At 67.8% G+C, this 21,307-nt stretch carries 16 protein-coding genes; 7 read left to right on the top strand and 9 right to left on the bottom strand.

Translation table 11 applies throughout. From position 1 onward, the window contains the following. Nucleotides 1-73 precede the first annotated feature (73 nt). The gene (locus tag IHE46_RS12505; RefSeq protein WP_192164975.1) at nt 74-331 is read right to left on the bottom strand and encodes a transposase; all 258 of its coding nucleotides are present in this window, start codon (nt 329-331) and stop codon (nt 74-76) included. 426 nt (nt 332-757) lie between these two features. On the opposite strand from IHE46_RS12505, the gene IHE46_RS12500 reads away from it, so the two are divergent. Next, nucleotides 758-2,230 (top strand): PLP-dependent aminotransferase family protein, encoded by a 1,473-nt coding sequence (locus IHE46_RS12500; protein WP_192164974.1) that lies wholly within the window; start codon nt 758-760, stop codon nt 2,228-2,230. A 30-nt stretch (nt 2,231-2,260) separates the two neighbouring features. Here the strand turns inward: IHE46_RS12500 and IHE46_RS12495 are convergent, their stop codons facing one another. The 3 genes from IHE46_RS12495 to queA all read right to left on the bottom strand — a co-directional run bounded on the left by IHE46_RS12495 (nt 2,261) and on the right by queA (nt 6,758). Beyond that, nucleotides 2,261-2,953 (bottom strand): response regulator transcription factor, encoded by a 693-nt coding sequence (locus tag IHE46_RS12495; RefSeq protein WP_192164973.1) that lies wholly within the window; start codon nt 2,951-2,953, stop codon nt 2,261-2,263. Continuing rightward, nucleotides 2,950-5,619, bottom strand: coding sequence for a sensor histidine kinase KdpD (locus tag IHE46_RS12490; protein WP_192164972.1), 2,670 nt, complete (start codon nt 5,617-5,619; stop codon nt 2,950-2,952). Before IHE46_RS12490 ends, IHE46_RS12495 begins: the two co-directional genes overlap by 4 nt. 74 nt (nt 5,620-5,693) lie before the next feature. Beyond that, nucleotides 5,694-6,758: a tRNA preQ1(34) S-adenosylmethionine ribosyltransferase-isomerase QueA gene (gene queA, locus IHE46_RS12485; RefSeq protein ID WP_192164971.1), complete on the bottom strand. Its 1,065-nt coding sequence runs from the start codon at nt 6,756-6,758 to the stop codon at nt 5,694-5,696. 182 nt (nt 6,759-6,940) lie between these two features. Here queA and IHE46_RS12480 point away from each other — a divergent pair, with 182 nt between their 5' ends. Further along, complete coding sequence (locus IHE46_RS12480; protein ID WP_192164970.1) at nt 6,941-7,480, top strand: PH domain-containing protein; 540 nt, start codon at nt 6,941-6,943, stop codon at nt 7,478-7,480. Between the two features lie 22 nt (nt 7,481-7,502). On the opposite strand, the gene IHE46_RS12475 is transcribed toward IHE46_RS12480, so the two are convergent. The 5 genes from IHE46_RS12475 to IHE46_RS12455 form a co-directional block, all read right to left on the bottom strand. Further along, complete coding sequence (locus IHE46_RS12475) at nt 7,503-8,105, bottom strand: response regulator transcription factor (RefSeq protein WP_192164969.1); 603 nt, start codon at nt 8,103-8,105, stop codon at nt 7,503-7,505. After that, a complete protein-coding gene (locus tag IHE46_RS12470) occupies nt 8,102-9,310 on the bottom strand; it encodes a sensor histidine kinase (RefSeq protein WP_192164968.1) in 1,209 nt (402 codons plus the stop codon). Before IHE46_RS12470 ends, IHE46_RS12475 begins: the two co-directional genes overlap by 4 nt. Beyond that, a complete protein-coding gene (locus IHE46_RS12465) occupies nt 9,307-10,431 on the bottom strand; it encodes a sensor histidine kinase (RefSeq protein ID WP_192164967.1) in 1,125 nt (374 codons plus the stop codon). The genes IHE46_RS12470 and IHE46_RS12465 overlap by 4 nt, the downstream gene beginning before the upstream one ends. Before the next feature lie 101 nt (nt 10,432-10,532). Next, nucleotides 10,533-11,327, bottom strand: a complete 795-nt coding sequence (locus IHE46_RS12460) for an ABC transporter permease (RefSeq protein ID WP_225563030.1) — start codon at nt 11,325-11,327, stop codon at nt 10,533-10,535. Then, the gene (locus IHE46_RS12455) at nt 11,327-12,235 is read right to left on the bottom strand and encodes an ABC transporter ATP-binding protein (RefSeq protein WP_192164966.1); all 909 of its coding nucleotides are present in this window, start codon (nt 12,233-12,235) and stop codon (nt 11,327-11,329) included. Before IHE46_RS12455 ends, IHE46_RS12460 begins: the two co-directional genes overlap by 1 nt. A 282-nt stretch (nt 12,236-12,517) precedes the next feature. On the opposite strand from IHE46_RS12455, the gene IHE46_RS12450 reads away from it, so the two are divergent. From IHE46_RS12450 to IHE46_RS12430, 5 genes are all read left to right on the top strand, one after another. After that, entirely contained in the window at nt 12,518-14,014 is a 1,497-nt protein-coding gene (locus IHE46_RS12450) for an aminotransferase class III-fold pyridoxal phosphate-dependent enzyme (protein WP_192164965.1), read from the top strand. A 146-nt stretch (nt 14,015-14,160) separates the two neighbouring features. Further along, complete coding sequence (locus tag IHE46_RS12445; RefSeq protein WP_192164964.1) at nt 14,161-14,526, top strand: PsiF family protein; 366 nt, start codon at nt 14,161-14,163, stop codon at nt 14,524-14,526. 172 nt (nt 14,527-14,698) lie between these two features. Beyond that, nucleotides 14,699-15,337, top strand: coding sequence for a uracil phosphoribosyltransferase (gene upp, locus IHE46_RS12440; protein WP_192164963.1), 639 nt, complete (start codon nt 14,699-14,701; stop codon nt 15,335-15,337). Nucleotides 15,338-15,557: 220 nt separating this feature from the next. Continuing rightward, nucleotides 15,558-17,321 carry an autotransporter assembly complex family protein gene (locus tag IHE46_RS12435; RefSeq protein WP_192164962.1) on the top strand — a complete coding sequence of 588 codons (1,764 nt, stop codon included), beginning with the start codon at nt 15,558-15,560 and terminating at the stop codon, nt 17,319-17,321. 214 nt (nt 17,322-17,535) lie between these two features. Further along, entirely contained in the window at nt 17,536-21,279 is a 3,744-nt protein-coding gene (locus tag IHE46_RS12430; protein ID WP_192164961.1) for a translocation/assembly module TamB domain-containing protein, read from the top strand. The last annotated feature ends 28 nt before the right edge of the window (nt 21,280-21,307 follow it).

Here is a 21,307-nt window from a genome sequence, read left to right as displayed (position 1 = left end):
AACAACAGCAATAACATCTACATCAAAGGCATTCACGTAATTTCCTGCGATTGCGCCGATAAATGCGCGTAGCTCAACCGGTTTTGTCCAAGAGACTGGCAGCGATGCCGGCAAACGTATCGCGCTCAATCGCAAGTCTTTTTACGCAGGCGCGCAGTTGTTCAATGTCGTTGAGAGAAGTCTTGCGGCAACGAAAGCGATGCACCCAGACCCTGACGACTTCGCCGCGCAAACCTAGCTTCAGGGCCGCCTCGTTCGTGGTGAGCCGATGCTCGACCACCAGTCGGATAGCCTCGTCCTTCAGCTCATCCGGATACGACTTCACACGCATCTTTCCGCCCCCATCGTCTTGCCATGTGCGGTTTGCACGGCATGGAGTTGGTTGATCGGCATGCCTGACTCGCCCCGGTTCCATTCGGCTTCAATCAGAAACGACAAATCGGCCACCCTTTAAAGCTTCCATACATACACACTAAATAAACATTTGGATGCTTTACAGAACCATTTGACTGGAAACCAGCATGACCAATGTCATCGAGATCTATTGATCCGTTTGCATCCGCGGACAGTCAATCCGTGCCTTCTGGCACATGACCGAATATCCAGGAAGCGGAAACAAATGGATTCGGCCAACATTCTTTTCCCGGAATGTCGTTGTCATTTCAATTTTGGGATCGTCAAACGTCGTGCTTTGGCGAAGTAGTGTCATGCACATGACCATTTTTAAGGAAACACGTATAACCAATCAGGAGGCGACATGTTTCTTGAGCTAGATGGACACGGTCCGCATTACAGCCAGCTCACCCGTGCCCTGAAGTCGGCCATCCTCAGCGGACGGCTGAGCACCGGCGCGCGGCTGCCTTCTACCCGCGTGCTGGCCGAAGAATTGGGGCTCTCCCGCATCACGGTGCTGACTGCCTATGAGCAGTTGCGCGCCGAGGGCTACATCGTCGGCCGCGTGGGCTCCGGCAGCTACGTGAGCACGTCGCACGCCGAGCCCATGCTTCCGCGCCGTGCGCCGGCCATTCCCGGCACGCCGCTCACGCGCTATGCGAAACGTGCGCGGCAGCTCGCGGACTGGTCGATCACGACCCGGCATTGCGACCGGCGTCTGGACATGCAGTACGGGCGCTCGCAGATCAACCCCACGCTGGGCGCCATCTGGGGCCGCGAGCTCGCCTGGGCCTCCACGCGCACCCGGCTCGAATATGCCAGCAACCAGGGGCTCCCGGCCCTGCGCGAACAGGTCTGCGACTATCTGGCGCGGCGTCGCGGCATCCGGACAACGTCGGACCGCGTACTGATCGTCAGCGGCACCCAGCAGGCGATCAGCCTGACGTCGCGCGTGCTTTTGGACGAAGGCGACGAGGTAGGCATAGAGGATCCGCATTATTTCGGCGCCTGGCAGCAATTCGGCGCCCATGGCGCATCGTTGCAGGCCATCCCGACGGACCATGAAGGCCTGGTCTGCAGCGCCCTGCCAGCGCAGGCACCGCGCCTGGTGATGGTCACCCCTTCCCACCAGTTCCCCGCCGGCCCGGCGCTTTCCCTGCCGCGGCGGCAGGAACTGCTGCGTTATGCGCAGGCCAAAAACTGCTGGATCATGGAGGACGACTACGATGGCGAGCTGCGCTACGACTCCGCGCCGCTGCCGACCCTGCGCTCGCTCGACGACGACGATCGCGTGATCTATGTGGGCACCTTCTCCAAAGTGATGTTCGGCGCGCTGCGGCTTGGCTACATGGTGCTGCCGGAGGCGCTGTGCGACGACTTCGTCAACGCCAAGTATTTATGCGATCGCGGCAACCCGGCGATCGAGCAGGCCGCGCTTGCGCATTTCATGGAGGACGGCGGTTTCGAGCGCCATCTGCGCTATGTGACGAAGGAGCTGAGCGCACGGCGGCGCGAGCTGATCGCCGGCCTGCAGCAATACGTCGGCGACCGCGTGCAGATCGCCGACGCCCATGCCGGCATGCATGTCACCGTCTGGCTGCCCGACTACGGACATGAGCAAGTCGACGCGGTGATCGCCGAAGCGCATGGGCGCGGGCTGGGCTTGTATTCCATTGCGCCGCACTACCGGAAGCCACCGACCGTACCCGGCCTCATCCTTGGCTACTGCGGCCTATCCAGGGCGCAATTGCACGAAGCGATGCAGCTGTTCGGCGAGAGCCTGGACGCGGTCGACGCCGCGCGGAAGCCGTTGTCGATGCGGCGCCACTCGGCATGATCCGCCTCGTCATGTCCTGTCGCGGCACGGTCACCCAAGGAAGCGGTAGCCCACGCCCGGCTCGGTCTTCAGCCAGCGCGGCTGGGTCGGATCGTCGCCCAGCTTCTGGCGCAGCTTGCCGATGACGATGCGCAGGTACTGGCTGTCGCCCACATGGCTGGGGCCCCATACCTCGCGCAGCAACTGAGGTTGCGTGACCACGCGCCCGGCGTGGCGCAGCAGCAGGCTGAGCACCGCGTATTCCTTGCGGGTCAACGCTAGCTCGGCGCCGTCGAGGCGCACTTCGCGGCGCAGGAAATCCACGCTGAGGCGGCCGTCGTCCCAGCGCGGCGGCGCCTCCGGCTCGCCGGCCGTGCGCTGGCGCAGCAGCGCGCGCAGACGCGCCATCAGCTCCTGGATGCCGAAGGGCTTGGTGACGTAGTCGTTAGCGCCGGCGTCCAGCGCGCGCACCTTTTCGGTTTCCGTGTCGCGCACCGACAGCATGAGCACCGGCACCCGGCTCCATTGCCGCAACTCGGCCAGCACCTCGTGGCCATCGCGGTCGGGCAGGCCGATGTCCAGGATCACCAGATCCGGGCTGCCGGTGGCGGCCTGGGCCAGGCCTTCGGCGGCGTTGGCGGCGAGCAGCACCTGGTAACCCTCGGCGCGCAGGCCGATGTCGAGGAAGCGGCGGATCTGCGCTTCGTCGTCGATCACCAGGATACGGGGCGATGCGGCATTCATGCGGCGGCGGGTGGTTCGGGCAACGGCAGATTGATGCGAATGGTGGTGCCGCCGCCTTCGCGCGGCAAGGCCTCCACGCTGCCGCCGTGCGCACCGATCATGCCGCGGCAGATCGCCAGGCCCAATCCGGTGCCTTGTGTCGCGCGGTCGCCGCGCGACACGGAATAGAACATGTCGAAGATGCGTGCGCGCTCGTCCTCCGGAATGCCGGGACCGCGGTCGCCCACGTCCAGCAGCAGGCGTCCGCCCTCGGTGCGCGCGCCCACCGTCACCGGCTGGTCCGGCGGCGAGAAACGCGCGGCGTTCTCGAGGATGTTGAACAGCGCCTGCTCGATCAGTGCGGGATGCGCATGCAGCAATACCGTGTCGGACGGCAGCGCGATCTCCACGCGCTGCGCGGGAAACAGCTTGCGCAGGCGCGTCACCGCCGCCCCCACGATTTCGGCCACGTCCACCCAGTCGCGGTTGAGCTTGAGCGTGCCGTGGCCGAGCCGGGTCATGTCGAGCAGGTTCTGGATATAGCGGTCCAGCCGCTGGCCTTCGCCGAGGATGGCTTCGAGCAATTCGCGGCGTTCGGTAGGCGGCAGGCGATCTTCGTAGTCCACCAGCGTGCCCGCGGCGCCGATCATCGAGGACAGCGGCGAGCGCAGGTCGTGCGATACCGAGGAAAGCAGCGCGCTGCGCAGGCGCTCCGTCTCGCCCTGCACGCGCGCGCCCTCCAGCTCCTCCGCCAGCCGTGCGCGCGCCAGCGCCTGGCCGATGTCCTGCACCATCGCCAGCGCAAGGCTGCGGCGGTCAGAGTCGAGGTCGCCGTCACTGGCCGGGAACCGCAGCGCGGCCACACCCAGGCGTTGCTCGTCGCCACCCAGCGGCAATAGCCAGCACGGTGCGGCGTTCAAGGTGTCGGTATAGCGGCCCGCCGGCGCGGCATGGCGTTCACACCAGTCGGCGGCGGCGATGTCCTGCGGCTGCAGCTGCATCACGTGCGGATCGGTCGCCACCGCCTGCAGCGCGCCGGTGGCGTCGCGCGCCAGCAGCGCCGCTTCGCATGGCAGCGCTTTCGCCAGGGCCGCCACGCCCACGGCACGCACGCCATCGGCATCGGTACTGGCGGCCAGACGCTGGCCCAGCGTGAGCAGGGACCGCGCGTGCACGTGCGTCGTACGCAACGACTCCACCTGCTGCGTCAGGCGCGTAGCCAGCCGGCTGCACACCAGCGCCGCCAGCAGGAACAGTCCCATGGCAAGCACATCGTCGGTACTGGAAATCGTCAGCGAGTAGATCGGCGGTACGAAGAAGAAGTTGTAGGAAAGAAAACACAGGATGGCCGTATAGATCGCCACGGCCATGCGCGTTCGCACCGCCACCACCAGCACGGCGGTGAGGAAGATCAGCGAGAGATTCGCCACCCCCAGATAACGCTGCCCCAGGAAACCCAGGGCCAGCGCCACCAGCGTGGCCGACGTGGCATAGACGTATTCGCCGCCCCGCCCCAGGCCGCCGGGAAGGTTCGGCAGGCGCTGGCGGCGACGCGAAGCCGCGCGCTCGGCCGGCGTGGCGACAATGGTGAGTTCCATATGCGCGCCACGGCGCAGCAGCTGTTGCGTGAGCGAGCGCCCGAACATGCGTGCGAACAGGCGCTCGCGCGTGCGCGCCAGCAGGATCTGGCCCACCCCTTCGCGGTCGGCGTGCGCCAGCAGTTCGTCGGCGATGGCGTGGCCGCGCAGCACCACGGCGTCGCCGCCGAGGCGGCGCGCCAGGCGCATCGCGGCGTCCAGCCGCTCGTGCCATGCCCCGTCCATGCTCGCCCCGGTGTCCACGAAGGCCACGCCCCAGGGCACGCCGCGCCGTTCGGCGATGCGTCGCGCCACGCGCACCAGGTATTCGCTCTGCGCATGGCCGTCGATCGCCGCCAGCACGCGACGGCGCACCGGCATCGCGCCGCCGCGCGCCAGCATGGCGCCGCGCAGGTCGCTTTCCACGTGGCCGGCCACGGTGTCCACCGACAGCTCGCGCAACGCGGCGAGATTGGTCGGCGAAAAGAACGAATCCAGCGCCGCCGACGCGGTTTCCGGCACGTAGACCTTGCCGTCCTTCAGGCGCTGGATCAGCTCGCGCGACGGCAGGTCGATCAGCACGATGTCGCGCGCACGATCCAGGAAGGCATCCGGCACGCGCTCGCGCACGGTCACGCCGGTGATGCGCTGCACCTGGTCGTTGAGGCTTTCCAGGTGCTGCACGTTGAGTGCGGTGTACACCTCGATGCCGGCATCGAGCAGCTCGGCGATGTCCTGCCAGCGGCGCTCGTGGCGGCCGCCGGGAAGATTGGTGTGCGCCAGCTCGTCCACCAGCAGCAACGCCGGCTTACGCGCCAGAGCGGCGTCGAGATCGAACTCCTCGAACTCGCGGCCGCGGTAGTGCACGTGCCGGCGCGGCAGGATTTCCAGGCCTTCGAGCATGGCCGCCGTCTCGGCGCGGCCGTGCGTCTCCACCAGGCCCACCACCACGTCCACGCCCTGCTTCTTCAGCTCGCGCGCGGCGGACAGCATGGCCCAAGTCTTGCCCACGCCCGGCGCGGCGCCGAGAAAGATCTTCAGGCGCCGCCGTTCGCCGTTGGCGACACCGAGCAGGGCGTCGGCGCGGGCTTCGCGGTTGGGTTCGCTCATGGCCATACGGTTCCCGATGGGAAGAGCGAATTCTTCACCGCCTCGCTCCTTTTGCAAGTCCGGCAAAAGAACACTCAGGCCCCGTGCGGCAGGATCAGCATCGCATCGCCGTACGAGAAGAAGCGGTAACGCTGCTCCACCGCATGCCGATACGCGCCCAGCATGTATTCGCGCCCGGCCAGTGCGGACACCAGCATCAGCAGTGTGGATTGCGGCAGGTGGAAGTTGGTGATGAGGCCGTCGATGCTGGTGATCCTGTAGCCCGGGAAGATGAAGATCTGCGTTTCCCCCGCGAACGGATGCAGCACGCCATCCACCGTGGCGCTTTCTAGCGCACGCACCACCGTGGTGCCCACCGCGATCACCCGGCCACCGGCGGCGCGGGTGCGGCGGATCTGTTCCACCAGGCCCGCACCCACGTTGAGCCACTCGCGGTGCATATGGTGATCGCTCAGGTTGTCCTCGCGCACCGGCTGGAACGTACCCGCGCCTACGTGGAGAGTGACGTACCCGAACGCCACACCGAGATCGCGCAGCGCGGCCAGCAGCGGCTCGTCGAAATGCAGGCCGGCCGTGGGCGCCGCCACCGCACCAGGCGCACGTGCGTACACCGTCTGGTAACGCTCCATGTCGGCGGCGTCGGCATGGCGTTCGATGTACGGCGGCAGCGGCATCTCGCCCAGCTTGAGCAACAGCTTTTCCAGCGGCTCGGGAGCCTCGAAGCGCAGCCGGAAGAAACCCTCGTCGCGACCTAGCACCACGGCGTGGCTGCCGTCGGCCAGTTCGATGCGACCGCCTTCCTTCGGCTTCTTGCTCACGCCCAGCTGCACGACGGCTTCGTGTGCGCCGGTGACGCGCTCGATCAGGATCTCCACCGCGCCGCCCGTGTCCTTGCGCCCGTACAGTCGCGCCGGCAGCACGCGGGTGTCGTTGAACACCAGCAGGTCGCCGGGACGCAGGAAGCCGGGCAGCTCGCGGAACATCCGGTCTTCGCGCCGGTCAGCCGGCACATCCAGCAGCAACAGGCGGCTCGCCGAACGCTCGGGCAGCGGCGCCTGCGCGATCAGTTCGCGCGGCAGGTCAAAATCGAAATCGGACTTCTTCAAGAGCGGCTCGGCGGCGATGCGGGGATCGGCCATTATCCCGCAGTGCGCCGCCGCCGGCATGCCCGGGCTTGGTCGAGGGTCTTCACTGCCGCACGAACCGTGAAGAACCGCGTGATTTCCTGCTGTATGCGACGCCGCCATCCGCATGCGGCGAATCGCTTTGGCCCTGGCATTCCGCCTTGTCTGCATGCCGGACTGCGGCCAGAATCCCGGCCATGGACCCACGCTATCCCGCCGCGCCCTGGGGCGGCTTCCTCAAGGGCATCTCGGTCGCCGTCACCCTGCTTCTGCTGGGCATATCCCTGCTGCTTGCCTTCGTCACGCCGATCCATGCGCATGCGCCGCCGTCGTTACACCGGGCGGTGTCCGCGTTGCCGCTGATAATCCTGCTGGCCGCCGCGCTCTTCGTGGTACGCGGCTACGAACTGCGCGACGGCGTGCTGCAGGTCTACCGATTGTGCTGGGTCACGCGGGTTGCGCTGGGCGAACTGCGCGAAGCGACCATCGACCCGCAGGCCGGGTCCGGTTCGCTGCGGCTGGTCGGCAACGGCGGCCTGTTTTCGTTCTCGGGCTGGTTCCGCAACGCGAAGCTGGGCCGCTACCGCGCCTTCGTCACCGACTGGCAGCAGGCCGTGGTGTTGCGCACCAGCACCTGCACCGTGGTGCTGTCTCCCGCGAACCCTGCCGGCTTCGTGCGCGATCTGCAGGCGTCACGCACCCCGGAGCGGAAGCAAGGCACGAAGGTCCGGCGTTAGGCGCGCTGGCAAGCTTCAGGCATCACAGCCAACCCTTCTGCCGCGCCAGGCGGTACGCCTCGATGCGATTCGCCACGCCGAGTTTGCCGATGGCTTCGGAAAGGTAGTTGCGCACGGTGCCGTGCGACAGGTTCAAGGCGGTGGCGATGTCGCCCGCGCTCTGCCCTTCGCCGGCCAGGCGCAGCACCTGGCGTTCGCGATCGTTGAGCGGGTCGGCTTCGGACCAGGCTTCCAGCGCCAGTTGCGGATCGATGGCGCGGCCGCCGCGATGCACCGTGCGCAGCGCTTCGGCGAGGTTCTCCGCAGGCGCATCCTTGAGCAGGTAGCCGGACACGCCCGCATCCAGCGCGCGGCGCAAAAAGCCCGGTCGCGCGAAGGTGGTGACGATGATCACCTTGATCGGCAGCTCGTGCCGCTGGATGCGCTGCGCCAGCTCCAGCCCGGTGAGGCCGGGCATCTCGATGTCGGTGACCAGCACGTCGGGCTTCAGCCGCTGCAGCTCGCGCCATGCGGCCTCGCCGTCGCAGGCGGAGCCCAGCACCTCGATGTCCGACTCGAGGTTCAGCAGCGCCGACAGCGCGCCGCGCACCATGGCCTGGTCTTCGGCCAGCAACACGCGGATCATGCGCCGCTCCTCTGGGCTGCCAGCGTTGGCTGCAGACGCGCATCCGCAACGGCGGATCTCGGCACCATACGCAAAGGCACTTGGATGTCGAGCGTCGTGCCGCGCCGCGCGGGCGAGTCGATGGCCAGTGTGCCGCCCAGCGCGCGCACGCGCTCGCGCATGCCGCTGATGCCGTTGCCGTGGGCGGCAAGGCCGCCGCGTCCGTTGTCGCTGATGCGCATGTGCAAGCTTTCCGCCTCGCATGAGAAAGACACTCGCGCCACCGCGGCATGCGCGTGGCGATGGATATTGGTGACCGCCTCGCGCAGCACCAGCGCCAGCGACGCCTCGATCTCCGGCGGCAGCTCGGGCAACACGGGCGCACCGGCCTCGAACGCGATGTTCGAAGCTTCGAGCATCAGCCGCGCCGAGGCCAGCTCCGCCGTCAGGTCGCTGCGCCGCATGCCGGTGACCGCGGCGCGTACCTCGGCCAGCGCGTGGCGCGACACGCGCTCCACTTCTTCCATCTCGCGCTGGGCGCGCGGCGGATCGGCCAGCGCCAGCTTGCGCGCCAGCTCGGACTTCAGCGTCACCAGCGACAGCGTGTGACCGAGCAGGTCGTGCAAGTCGCGGCCGATGCGCTCGCGCTCGGCGAGCACCGCCAGCCGGCGTATCTCTTCCTGCGACAGGCGCAGCGCGGCGTCCTTTTCCTTGTTGATGCGCTCGACCAGCATGATCACGCTGATCACGATGACCGAAGCCGGCATGATCACCAGCACGCTGGTCGGATAGCCGATCCACCAGGCCAGTCCAAGCAAGGCCACGTTGAGCAGCACCAGCTGGATCAGCTGGGCGCGCAGGCGCATCCGGCAATGATTCAGCATCACGCAGGCATAGACGAAATAGCTGAGGCCACTCGGGTACCAGCGCAGCAGCGCGAAACACAGCGCCGCCATCGCCCAGGCATAGACATACGTCGTGCGCTGGGGCGCCAACTGGATGCGGGCGAACAGCAACAGGAACAGCGGATACGACACCAGCGTGAACAGCAGCCAGGTCCGGGTGTAGCCGGCAACGCCGTTGTCGAACAGCGGAGTGACGAAGATCCACACCGACCACAGCAGGTGGACGCTGTCGGCCCACGGCGATTTGCCGCGCTTGATGTCGTCGGCCACGCCGGAATCCGGCGCAGGTGTGAACCAGCGGGCGAGAAAGGCCGGCATCATGTGGCGTGCCGTACTCTGGCGAAAACCAGCGGCGATTCGATGCCGTGCGCCGCAACCGTCGCGGCCAACGGCACCTGGACGTTCAGCCGCGTGCCGCCGCCAGGCGGCGAATCCAATTGCAGCGTGCCGCCCAACGCCTGCACGCGCTCACGCATCCCGCGCAGGCCGTTGCCTGCGACCTGGATGCCGCCGCGCCCGTTGTCCTCGACGCACAGCTGCACGCCGTCGCCCGTGCCGGCGAGGGACACCCGCGCAAGCGTCGCATGCGCGTGCCGCGCGATATTCGTGGTCGCCTCGCGCAGCACCAGCGCCAAACCGCACTCGACAGGCTCGGGCAGGTTGAAGGCCTGCAGGTGCTGGTCGAGCCGCACGCCGGACGTGCGCAGCAGCAGCGACGCCGAAGCCAGCTCCGCGGCAAAACCCGCGGCGCGGATGCCGGTGACCGCCGCACGCACTTCCGCCAGCGCGTGGCGCGCCACCTCTTCGGCCTCGGCCAGCTCGCGTCGTGCCGTCGCCGGGTCGCGGTCCAGCAACCGGCGCGACAACTCCAGCTTCATCGTGATCAAAGACAGCGTATGGCCGAGCAAGTCGTGCAAATCGCGACCGATGCGCTCGCGCTCCGCGGTAGCGGCGAGCTGGCGGATCTGCTCGTGCGACATGCGCAGCCTGGTGTTCTTTTCCCAGTTGATGCGCCCCGCCAGCGCACCGACGCCGGTACTGGTGCATACGCCGACCAGGATCAGGAAGGCATACCAGTCCCAGTGCAGGAAGATGCCTTCCAGCACCAGCAGAGCCTGGATCACCGCCATCCTTATGGCCGTGGTCAGCCACGACCCTTCGTATGGCAGCATCGCGCAGGCGAACACGGCATAGGTCCACCCGGCGGGATTCCACGGCATCGACAGCGCGGTCAATATCACCAGCGCACCGACGTAACCGTTCACCTCGACGGTCGGCCGTATCCACGAAAGCAGGAAGAGCAGCAGGAAAATCGGATAGCCCAGGACCAGCGACCACCAGAAGCCAGGCCCCACGTGCTGGAACAGCGGGCCGAGGAAGATCCAGAACGACCACAGCAGGTTCCATCCATAGGCCCACGGCGAATGGCCTGCGGCGCGCATTGCCGCCGCCGCGGAATCTGGCGTCGGGTGCAGCCAGGCAGGCCATCGCCTATTGCTTGCATGGGGATTGCTGTCGCTCATGGCCGAATGCTACCGCCAGTTCAGCCGTACCGGCGCAGCCGCCGCACCGCCAGCGCGAAGAACACCGCGCCGAAGCCGGCCAGCACCAGCACATGGGGCAGCACTGCCTCGTGCGCCAGGCCCACCGCGACCAGCGCGATGCGGTCGAGGTGATAGCTCGGCCACACCGGCGCGAACTGCTGCAGGAACTTCGGCATCATCGACAGCGGAAACCACAGGCCGGAGAGGAAGGACATCGGCAGGTAGACCAGCTGCAGCATGCCGGGCGCGCCCTGCCCCTTGATCAGGGTGCCCACCAGCATGCCCAGCGCGCAGAACGGCAGCACGCCCAGCATGCCGGTGACGAGCAGCGCGATGGCCTGCATCGGCGCCAGCACCACGTGGCCCAGGCCCGTCGCCATCGCCAGCAGCATCAGCACCACCACCGTGGCGGCGCCCATCGCCATCAGCATCTTGCCCAGCAGGTAGGCGCCGGGCGGCATCGGCAGCGCGCGCTTCCAGGTCAGCAGGCCGCCGTCGCGCTCCAGCGACAGCGACACGCCGAAACCGAAAAGACCCGGGCTCATCACGCCGAAGACGCTATAGCTGCCCAACAGGTAGCGGGCCGCATCCGCACCCTCGGAGCGCCCCATCAGCACGCCGAACACCAGGTAGAACAGGCCCGGGAACAGCAGGATCGGCAGCAGGAAACCGGGCGCCCGCAGATAGCGCAGGCACTCGCTGCGCGCCTCGGCAAGATAGGCGCCCAGCACGCGGCGCGGCGGCATGACGGGGGCGGCATCCGGCGATGCGGCGGCAAAGGCAATGGTGTTCATCAGGCGGCCTCCAGCTCGGCAGTGGGTTCGCGGGTGAGTTCGGTAAACGCCTCGGCGAGGCCGGCACGCTGCACTTCCAGCTCATCCAGGGCGGGATCGGCGTCGAGCAACCGGCGCACCACGATCTCGGCGCGCGCGGTGGCGATGCTCAGATGCACGCCGTCGCGCGAGGCGGAAGCCACGCCGGGCCATGCGGCAATCGCCTCGGCATCCAGGTCGCTCACGCAGCGGATGCGGGTGAGCGCCACGCGCTTGCGCAGGTCGTCCACGCTGCCCTCGCTGAGCACGCGGCCCTGCCCCAGCACCACCACGCGCTGCGCAAGCGCCTGGGCTTCTTCCAGGTAATGCGTGGTGAGCACCACGGCGCAGCCTTCGGCGACCAGGGTGCGCATCGCCGCCCACAGCTTCTGCCGCGCGTCGATGTCCATGCCCACGGTGGGCTCGTCGAGGAACAGCAGCTCGGGCCGGCCGCACAGCGCCAGCGCGAACTGCACGCGACGCTGCTGGCCGCCGGAAAGCTTGCCGTAGGGCCGCTTCAACAGATCGGCGATGCCGGCCAGCGCAGCGGTTTCGTCGAAATCGCGCGGGTTCGGGTAGTAGCTCATGGTGAGGCGCAGCAGCTCGCCGACGCGCAGGGTGGGCGGCAGGTTGGCCGACTGCAGCATCACGCCGATGCGGCGGCGCGCCTCGATGCGCTGCGGGTCCAGGCCGAACAGTTCGGCACGGCCGGCATCGGGGCGGATCAGCCCCAGCAGCAGGCTGATGCTGGTGCTCTTGCCGGCGCCGTTGGGACCGAGCAGGGCCAGCAGTTCGCCGCGCCGCACGGCAAGATCCACGCCGTCCAGCGCGACAAGGGAGCCATAGCGTTTCGCGGCAGCGGCAAGACAGGCAACGATAGTGTCGTTCATGGGGTTTCCTCCGTGCTGCACAGCCTAGGCAGCGTGCCACCGCGGCCCCAGTCGTGGCCGTCAGCCATCGCGTGTGACAGGCGTCACCCGCCCGCAAAGTGTTGCAGTGCAAGGCGTTTTGCCGCAGTCAGGGGGTACCGGGCCACCTGCCCCGCGGGTTATCCTTAGGATTCGTGGACGCGCGCTGCCGCCAAGCCGGCTCACCCCGCCGCGCCACGTAACCACACGTCGGCCTGCTTTGCGCTGGGTGCGAGGCGCCGGCGGATTTTCGAGGAGAGCACCATGGGTTTGATCGATCAGCTGCGCGAACTGCGCGAATTCGGCGGCAAGCCGCGCACCACCGGTCTGGATGACGCCAGTATCGAGCGCATGGCCGCGACCGACTCCATGCTGGCCGAGGCCGTGGCCGCCGCCGTGGCGCGCCACCGCGAACTGCGCGCCGACCTTGGAGATTTCCTGAAGCTGGACGAGTCCGCGCAGCTGGCGCAGGCGCAGGCCGGCTTCGTCAACTTCTATCCCGACGATGCGATCAACCCGTATCTGCCGGCCGCTGCGCGCGGTCCTTGGGTCGTCACGCTGAAGGGCGCGGTGGTGCACGACAACGGCGGCTACGGCATGCTGGGCTTCGGCCACAACCACCCGGCCATCGAAGCCGCGCTGGCCCGCCCGCAGGTGATGGCCAACGTGATGACGCCCAGCATTGCTCAGCTGCGTCTGGTGCAGGCGCTGAACCGCGAGCTGGGCCACCACCGCGGCGGCAATCCCTACGCGCACTACCTGTGCCTCAACTCCGGTTCGGAATCGGTGTCGCTGGCCTGCCGCATCGCCGACGTCAACGCCAAGCTGATGACCGACGCCGGTGGCCGCTATGCCGGCCGCACCATCAAGCGCCTCGCGGTGAAGGGCGCCTTCCACGGCCGCACCGACAAACCGGCGCTGTATTCCGATTCCTCGCGCAAGACCTACCAGCAGCACCTCGCCAGCTATCGCCACGAGGACACCTTGCTGACGGTCGAGCCGTACAACGTGGCCCAGCTCGAGGCCGCGTTCGCCGACGCCGACAAGCACGGCTGGTTCATCGAAGCGATGTTCCTCGAGCCGGTGATGGGCGAAGGCGACCCGGGCCGCGCGGTGACGCCGGAGTTCTACGCCGCCGCGCGCAAGCTCACCGAAGCGCACGGCACCCTGCTGCTGGTCGACTCGATCCAGGCCGGCCTGCGCGCGCACGGCGTGCTCTCGCTCACCGACTACCCCGGTTTCGAGAAGCTGCCCGCGCCGGACATGGAGACTTTCTCCAAGGCGCTCAATGCCGGCCAGTACCCGCTGTCGGTGCTGGCCGTGAGCGAGCGTGCCGGCAACCTGTACCGCAAGGGCATCTACGGCAACACCATGACCGCCAACCCGCGCGCGCTGGACGTGGCGCTGGCCACGCTGGGCGAGCTCACCGACGAGGTGCGCGCCAACATCCGCGAGCGCGGCAAGGAGTTCGTGGACAAGCTCAATGCGCTGAAGGACGAACTGGGCGGTCTGATCACCAAGGTGCAGGGCACCGGCCTGCTGTTCTCCTGCGAGCTGGCCCCGCAGTTCAAGTGCTACGGCGCCGGCTCCACCGAGGAATACCTGCGCGAGCGCGGCATCGGCGTGATCCACGGCGGCGTCAATTCGCTGCGCTTCACCCCGCACTTCAACGTCACCAGCGCCGAGGTGGACCTGGTGGTGTCGCACGTGCGCCACGCCCTGCTGGAAGGCCCGCGCAAGAGCGAAAGCAAGGCCGCCTGACCGGCGCCACACACGCCCGCGCCCGCCGCCGACCGTGCGGCGGGCGCCCGGCCTACGCCAACCTTCCGTCGTTCAGCATCGATGCGCCCTCCGCAGCGATAGACTGCGCACGCCGGCAGCCGCCGGTCACCTCGGGAGGAACCATCATGACGTTGCGTTTCAGCCAGATCGCCGCCTGCGCCGCCCTCGCCTTCGCCACCACCGTCGCGTTCGCCGCCACGCCGCAAGCCGCCGCCACTGGCAAGACCCTCACTCCGCAGCAACAGCGCATGAGCGACTGCAACAAGCAGGCTACCGGCAAGACCGGCGCCGACCGCAAAACCTTCATGAGCTCCTGCCTCAAGGGCGAAAGCGCCGCCGCCGCGCCGGCCGCCAAGACCACGCAGCAGGAAAAGATGAAGACCTGCAACGCCGACGCCAAGACCAAGGCGCTCAAGGGCGCCGACCGCAAGTCCTTCATGAGCACCTGCCTCAAGGGCGACGCCTCCGCGGCTCCTGCCCCCGCGCACTGAGCCCGATCGCCGTACACCGGGCACCGCCGCAAGGCGGTGCCCGTTCTTTTGGCTTCGCGGAAAACCATCCGCGACGGCGTTGCTCCCGGCACGCTGCGCCCGGTTTGCCCGGATTCCTACGCTGCCCCGGCTAGGCGCTTGTCGCGGTGATTCCCGCCGCTATGCTTGGCCGATGAAAACCGTCGAAGTCCGCCACCCGCTCATCCAGCACAAGCTCGGCCTGATGCGCCGCGCCGGGATCAGCACCAAGGAATTCCGCGAGCTGGCCGGCGAAGTCGCCGCCCTGCTCACCTACGAGGCCACCAAGGACCTGGAAACCGTCGAGGAACATATCGACGGCTGGGCCGGGCCGCTGACCGTGCAGCGGATCAAGGGCGCCAAGATCACCATCGTGCCCATCCTGCGCGCGGGCCTCGGCATGCTGCCCGGCGTGCTCGACCTGATCCCTGCGGCCAAGGTCAGCGTGGTGGGCCTGCAGCGCGACGAGCAGACGCTCAAGCCCATCGCCTACTACGAGAAACTCACCGGCCGCATGGACGAACGCATCGCACTGATCGTCGACCCCATGCTCGCCACCGCCGGCACCCTGGTCGCCACCGTGGACATGCTCAAGGCCGCCGGGTGCACGCGCATCAAAGGCCTGTTCCTGGTCGCCGCGCCGGAAGGCCTGAAGCGCATCGAGGCCGCCCACCCCGACATCGAGATCTACACCGCCGCCATCGACGAGCGGCTCAACGGACAGGGCTACATCCTGCCCGGCCTGGGCGATGCGGGCGACAAGATCTTCGGCACCAAGCAACTGCCGGGCTGAATGCGGATCCGTTCGAATGCCCGCAAAGGGAACGCCGCGCCACGCGCGGCGTTCCTGTTTTCGGCGTACCCGGAATTCGTCCAGAACGGCTTCTGACATCGCGCTGGCGGCGACGCTAAAGACGATGGCCGCCAAGATCGGCGATCGCAAAAAAACCCGTCTTTCACCTCACTTCGCTAAGCTTCCTCAACCACGAACGTTTGAGGACGGATCCCGACGCATGCGCCGCGCCACCCTGCTCGCCCTGCCGCTGCTGCTGTTCGCGACATTCGCGCAAGCCGGCGTGCAACTGGTGGTGCGCGGCGTGGACGAACCGCTGCAGCAGGCCATTGCGGCGTCGGTGGGGCTGTCGCAATACGCGCAGCGCGACGTCAGCGAAGCGCAGATGCGTCGCCTATACGCACAGGCCCCCGCGCAAGCGAAGACGGCGCTGGAGCCTTATGGTTACTACGACGCGGACGTCACGCCGCAACTGCAGCAGGTCGGCAAGGACTGGAAAGTGACGCTGGACGTTCGCGTGGGCGAACCGGTGAAGGTCGCCTCGGTGGACGTGCAGCTCGACGCCGACGCGCTCGCGCTGCCCTCCATCCGCCATGCGCGCAACGCGCTGACGCGCATGCGCGGCAAGCAACTGGACCACGCCAGCTACGACGCCGCGCGCGATGCGCTGTCGGCTGCGCTGACCGCGAGCGGCTTCCTCGACGCGAAGCTGGTGACGCATCGCGTCGAGGTGGACACGGCGCAGCGCAGCGCGGCGATCCGGCTGGCCTGGCAGGCGGGCCAGCGCTACCGCTATGGCACCGTGCATTTCGAGGGCTCGCAGTTCAAGGACGGCTTTCTCGAACGCTACGTGCCGTTCAAGTCCGGCGATTACTTCGATCAGAATCAGCTGTTGCAATTGCAGCAGGCCTTGAACGGCGCGGACTACTTCGCCGTGGTCAACGTGCTGCCGCAGATCGACGAGAAAGCGGACGGCCGGGTCGACATCGAGGTGGAACTCGCACCGGCGAAGCGCACCATCTACACCGGCGGCCCCTTCATCGGCACCGACACCGGCCTCGGCGTGCGCGGCGGCCTGGAGCGCCGCTGGGTCAACCGCAGCGGCCACAAATGGAAGAACGAACTGGTGCTGGCGCAGCGGCTGAAAATGCTGTCCACGCTGTATTCCATACCGCTACCCGGCGACAACCAGCGCAGCCTCAACTTCGGCGCCAACTACCGCGACGCCAACACCGACACCTCGCAGTCGCGCACGCTGGAACTGGTCGCCAACGAGACGCAGCTGTGGCACGGCTGGACGCGCACCGTGGGCCTGCACGCGCTGTCCGGCACCTTCACCGTGGGCAAGCGCAGCGACGAGCCCGACGACACGCCCGGCATCGAGCACGGCAACAGCACGCTGCTGTTCGCCGAGGCCTCGCTGTCGCGCAAGCAGGCCGACAACGTCGATTTCGTCCACGACGGCTGGTCGCTGAACTTCGCGGCGCGCAGCACGGCGGGCGACCTGCTCTCCTCCGCCAGCTTCAGCCAGCTCACCGCCGACGCGAAATGGATACACGCGTTCGGCGCAAAGCAGCGCAACCGGCTGATCCTGCGCGGCAGCGCCGGCAAGACCTGGACCGATGATTTCGCCGCGCTGCCGCCGCAGTTGCGCTTCTTCGCCGGTGGTGACCGCTCAGTGCGCGGCTACGGCTTCCAGTCCATCGGCCCCGAGAACAGCTACGGCCGCGTGATCGGCGGCAGCAACCTGCTGGTGGCCAGCGCCGAAGTGGAGCACTACTTCACCCGCAACTGGGGCATCGCCACCTTCATCGACGCCGGCAACGCCTTCGACGCGGTCGATTTCCAGCCCAAGCTCGGCACCGGCGTCGGCGTGCGCTGGCGCTCGCCGGTGGGCATGATCCGGGTGGACATCGGCACGCCGATCAACGACTCGCAGCGCCATGGCGTGGTGCTGCACCTGGTGATCGGACCGGACCTGTGAGCAGCCGTCGCAGGCGACTGCTCACAAGCGATCCACGGATGGATCGCACGCGCATCGGCCACACAGTGGACGATGCGCGGAGCCAAGTCTGCGCAGCGGACTCGGCGAGTCGAAGACGGGCAGGACAGCCCGTCTTCGACATAGGCAAAGGGCTTGGTTCTGCAATCCACAAACGCGCGGCGACCGAAGCAACCCGGAGGCAGAAGACAACATCATGAAGTGGCTGAAGCGCATCGCCATCGCCTTCGCTGTCCTGCTGCTGGTGACGGCTACCGCACTGTGGTGGCTGCTGGCCACTGGTGCTGGGCTGCGCTTCGCTTTGGCGCGCGCTCAATCGGCCACGCACGGCGCACTGCAATGGAAGCAGGCGCAAGGCGCACTGCTCGGTCCGTTGCAACTGGACGGCCTGCGCTACGACGACGGCAAGGGCACGCGGGTCGACGTGGCGCAGGCGCATCTCGACCTGCGCTTCTGGCCGCTGCTGGCCGGCCGCGTGCACGTCAGCGAGCTCGACCTCGAAGACGTGACGGTGGCGCTGCCGAAAAGCAGCGACGACAACGAAAGCTCCAGCAGCTTTTCGCTCAAGCCGCCCATCGACCTGCGGCTGGATCGCGCGCACATCGGCACGGTGCGCGTGAGCCAGGCGGGCCAGCCCGTGTTCGCCTCCGACAGCCTCGATCTGGCGGGGAGCTGGACAAAGGCAGGCATCGCCCTCGACACCCTGAAGCTGCGCGCGCCGGATGGACATGTCGACCTCGAAGGCCGGCTTGCCCTCGCCAGCGGGCAGCGCGGCAGCGGCAAGGCCGGGTTCGCATGGCAGGTGGGCGATACCCGCTATGCCGGCCAGGTCACCGCCAACGGCGACGGCAAGCAGGTGCTGCTGGACCTGCAACTCACGCAGCCAATGGCGGCCCGCCTGCACCTCGACCTGATGCAGAACGCCAGGTACGCATGGAAGGCCACGCTCGATGCGCCACGCTTCGATCCCACGCCGCTGCTCGGCGACAGCGCGCTGACCTCCGTGGCACTGGCCGTGCAAGGCCATGGCGACCGCCATGGCGGCGAACTCGCCGGCACGCTGGACCTCAACCAGTACCGCGTCCTGCTGCAACCCTTGCGCGCGAGCATCAGCGACGACGGCAAGACGCTGGCGCTGCAGCAACTCGCGCTGGCCTCGCCGCAGATCAAGGGAACGCTTGCCGCCAGCGGCACGCTGCAGCTCGATGCGAAACCCGTGGGCGGCCAACTGACCATCCAGTGGAACGGCGTGCAACTGCCCGCCGAACTGGTCGGCCAGCCGCTGGCCAGCACTGGCAGGCTGGACGCCAACGGCAACGCCGAAAATTTCCATGCCGCCGGAGACGTCACCGTCGGGCCGCTCGGCAAGCCCGCGCATCTGGTCTTGAATATCGACGGGACGCCGCAGGCGATCTCCCTGCACCCGCTCACCTTGCAGCAGGCACAGGGCCAGTTGCAGGCGCAAGGCACGCTGCAACTGCAGCCCGTGCTTGGCTGGCGGCTCGATGCCAAGGCCAGCCGCTTCGATCCCGGCCAGTTGTTCGCGGGCTGGAACGGCGCACTGGATTTCACGCTCGCCAGCCAGGGCACACTGGCAAAGGCCGGCCCCGATGCCACGGTGGAACTCAGGCAACTCGCCGGACGCCTGCGCGACCGCACCATCGGCGGCGATGGGAAATTGCATCTGTCGCCTAACCAGGTGATCGACGGCACGTTGAAGCTGTCGTCCGCTGGCAGCACGGTGCAGCTCGACGCCAAGCCAGGCCAGAGCAACGACGCCGACCTCACCCTCGCGATTGCCTCGCTCGGCGACTGGCTGCCCGACGCCGGCGGCCGTCTGAACGGCCGCTTTGCCATCCGCGGCCTGCTGCCGAAGCTTTCCGTCAACGGCCATCTGAACGGCAACGCGTTGGCGTGGCAGCAGCAGCGCGTGGATACGCTGCAGCTCATCGCCGGCATTCCCGACATCAGCCATCCCGCGGGCAAGCTGGAACTCACCGCCAGCGGTGCGCACGCCGGCGGCCTGGTGTTCCAGCGCGTCCACCTGCTGGCCGAAGGCAGCCAGGGCGACCATCGGCTGGCGCTGGAGGCGAACGGCAGCCAGATCTCCGGCGCGCTGGCCCTGCATGGCGCGCTGAAGAACGATGCATGGAGCGGCACGCTGTCCGCGCTGAACCTCGATCCGCAGGGCCTGCCCGGATGGCGCCTGCAGCAGTCCAGCGCGCTCGCCTGGCGCGACGGCGCCGCCAGCCTGTCCGAGCTGTGCCTCACGGCAGGCGATCCCCAGCTGTGCGTCAGCGCGAAGCAGGACAAGGGCGGCAACCTCGACGCCAGCTACCAGTTGCGCGCGCTGCCATTGGCCCTGCTGCTCAATGCCGCAGGCGAAGCCGACCTGCCGGTGCGCGTGGACGGCAACCTGCAAGGCGACGGCCAGCTGCATCGCAGCGCCGCCGGTGCGCTCAGCGGACATGCCAACGTCAGCTCCGCACGCGGCAGCGTCACCTACACCGAGCATACCGACGCGCCGCTGCTGAGCTACGACGGCTTTGCATTGAACGCCAACCTCGGCGCCAGCAGCCAGGATTTCACCGTGCGCGCCGGGCTCGATCACGGCGGGCGCCTGGACGGCCAGGTGAGCGTGTCCGGCAAGCAGCAGTCGCTGGGCGGACAGATCGACCTGCGCCTGAACAGCCTCGCCTTCATCGAACTGTTCGGCAGCTCGCTGGCGAACGTGCATGGCCAGGCCAGCGGCAGCTTCCGCCTTGGCGGCACGCTGGCACAACCGGCCGTCAGCGGCGACGCCACGCTGGGCGACTTCGCTGCCGAAGTGCCGGCAGCGGGGCTGAAACTCGCGCAGGGCCGGATGACGGTACGCGCCATCGACGCGCACAGCCTGCGGGTGGACGGCAGCGTGCAGTCCGGTGCAGGCACGCTGGCGGTGAATGGTGTGGCCGGCATCGGCGGCGACATCGCCACCGACATCGCGATCAAGGGCAATCAGTTCACCGCGGCCGACATTCCCGCAGCCAAGGTCGTGATCGCGCCCGACCTGCGCCTGCAACGCAGCGCGCAGGGACTGGGCCTCAGCGGCTCGGTGCTGATGGACAGCGCCGACGTGAACCTCGACAAGCTGCCCGGCGCAGGCGCCAGCAAGGCGTCGCCCGACGTGGTGGTGGTGGATCGCCCGCAGCCCGAGCCTGGCAGCGCCTTGCCGTTCACCGCCACGGTGAAGGTGGATCTCGGCCGCAAGACGCATCTGGCCGGCATGGGGCTCGATGGGCGCCTCGGCGGCGTGCTCACGGTCAACGAGCGTCCCGGCCGTGCCACCACCGGGCAGGGCCAGGTCACGGTGAGCGGCACGTACAAGGCCTACGGCCAGAATCTGGCGATCCAGAGCGGCAAGCTGCTGTTCGCCAGCACGCCCATCGACAATCCCGGACTGGACATCCGTGCGGTCCGCAAGCTCAACCCCAACGCCACCATCGACGAAGGGCAGGAAGTAGGCCTGCAGATTTCTGGCACCGCGCAACGCCCGGTGCTCACCGTGTTCTCCAATCCGCTGATGGAGCAATCCGACGCGCTTTCCTACCTGATCACGGGCAAGCCGCTGTCGCAGGTGAAGGGCGGCGAAGGCGACATGCTGGGCGCCGCCGCGCAGGCGCTGGGTTCCGCGGCGGGCAATCTGCTGGCCAAGAGCATCGGATCGAAGATCGGCGTGGACGACATCGGCGTCTCCAGCAACGAGGCGCTGGGCGGCAACTCCGCCTTCACCGTGGGCAAGTATCTGTCGCCGCGGCTCTACCTCAGTTACGGCGTAGGTCTTTTCGAACCCGGCCAGGTCATCACGCTGCGCTACCGGCTCAGCCATCGCTGGAATTTCGAAGCGCAAAGCGCCACCGACTTCAACCGGGCGAGCTTCAATTACCGCTACGAGCGCTGAACGTGCGCGCAAGAAATTCCGCGCAACC

It is taken from the genome of Rhodanobacter sp. DHG33, from assembly GCF_014843005.1.
Classification (GTDB): Bacteria; Pseudomonadota; Gammaproteobacteria; order Xanthomonadales; family Rhodanobacteraceae; genus Rhodanobacter_A.
This window is presented reverse-complemented; position numbering and strand designations above follow the sequence as displayed.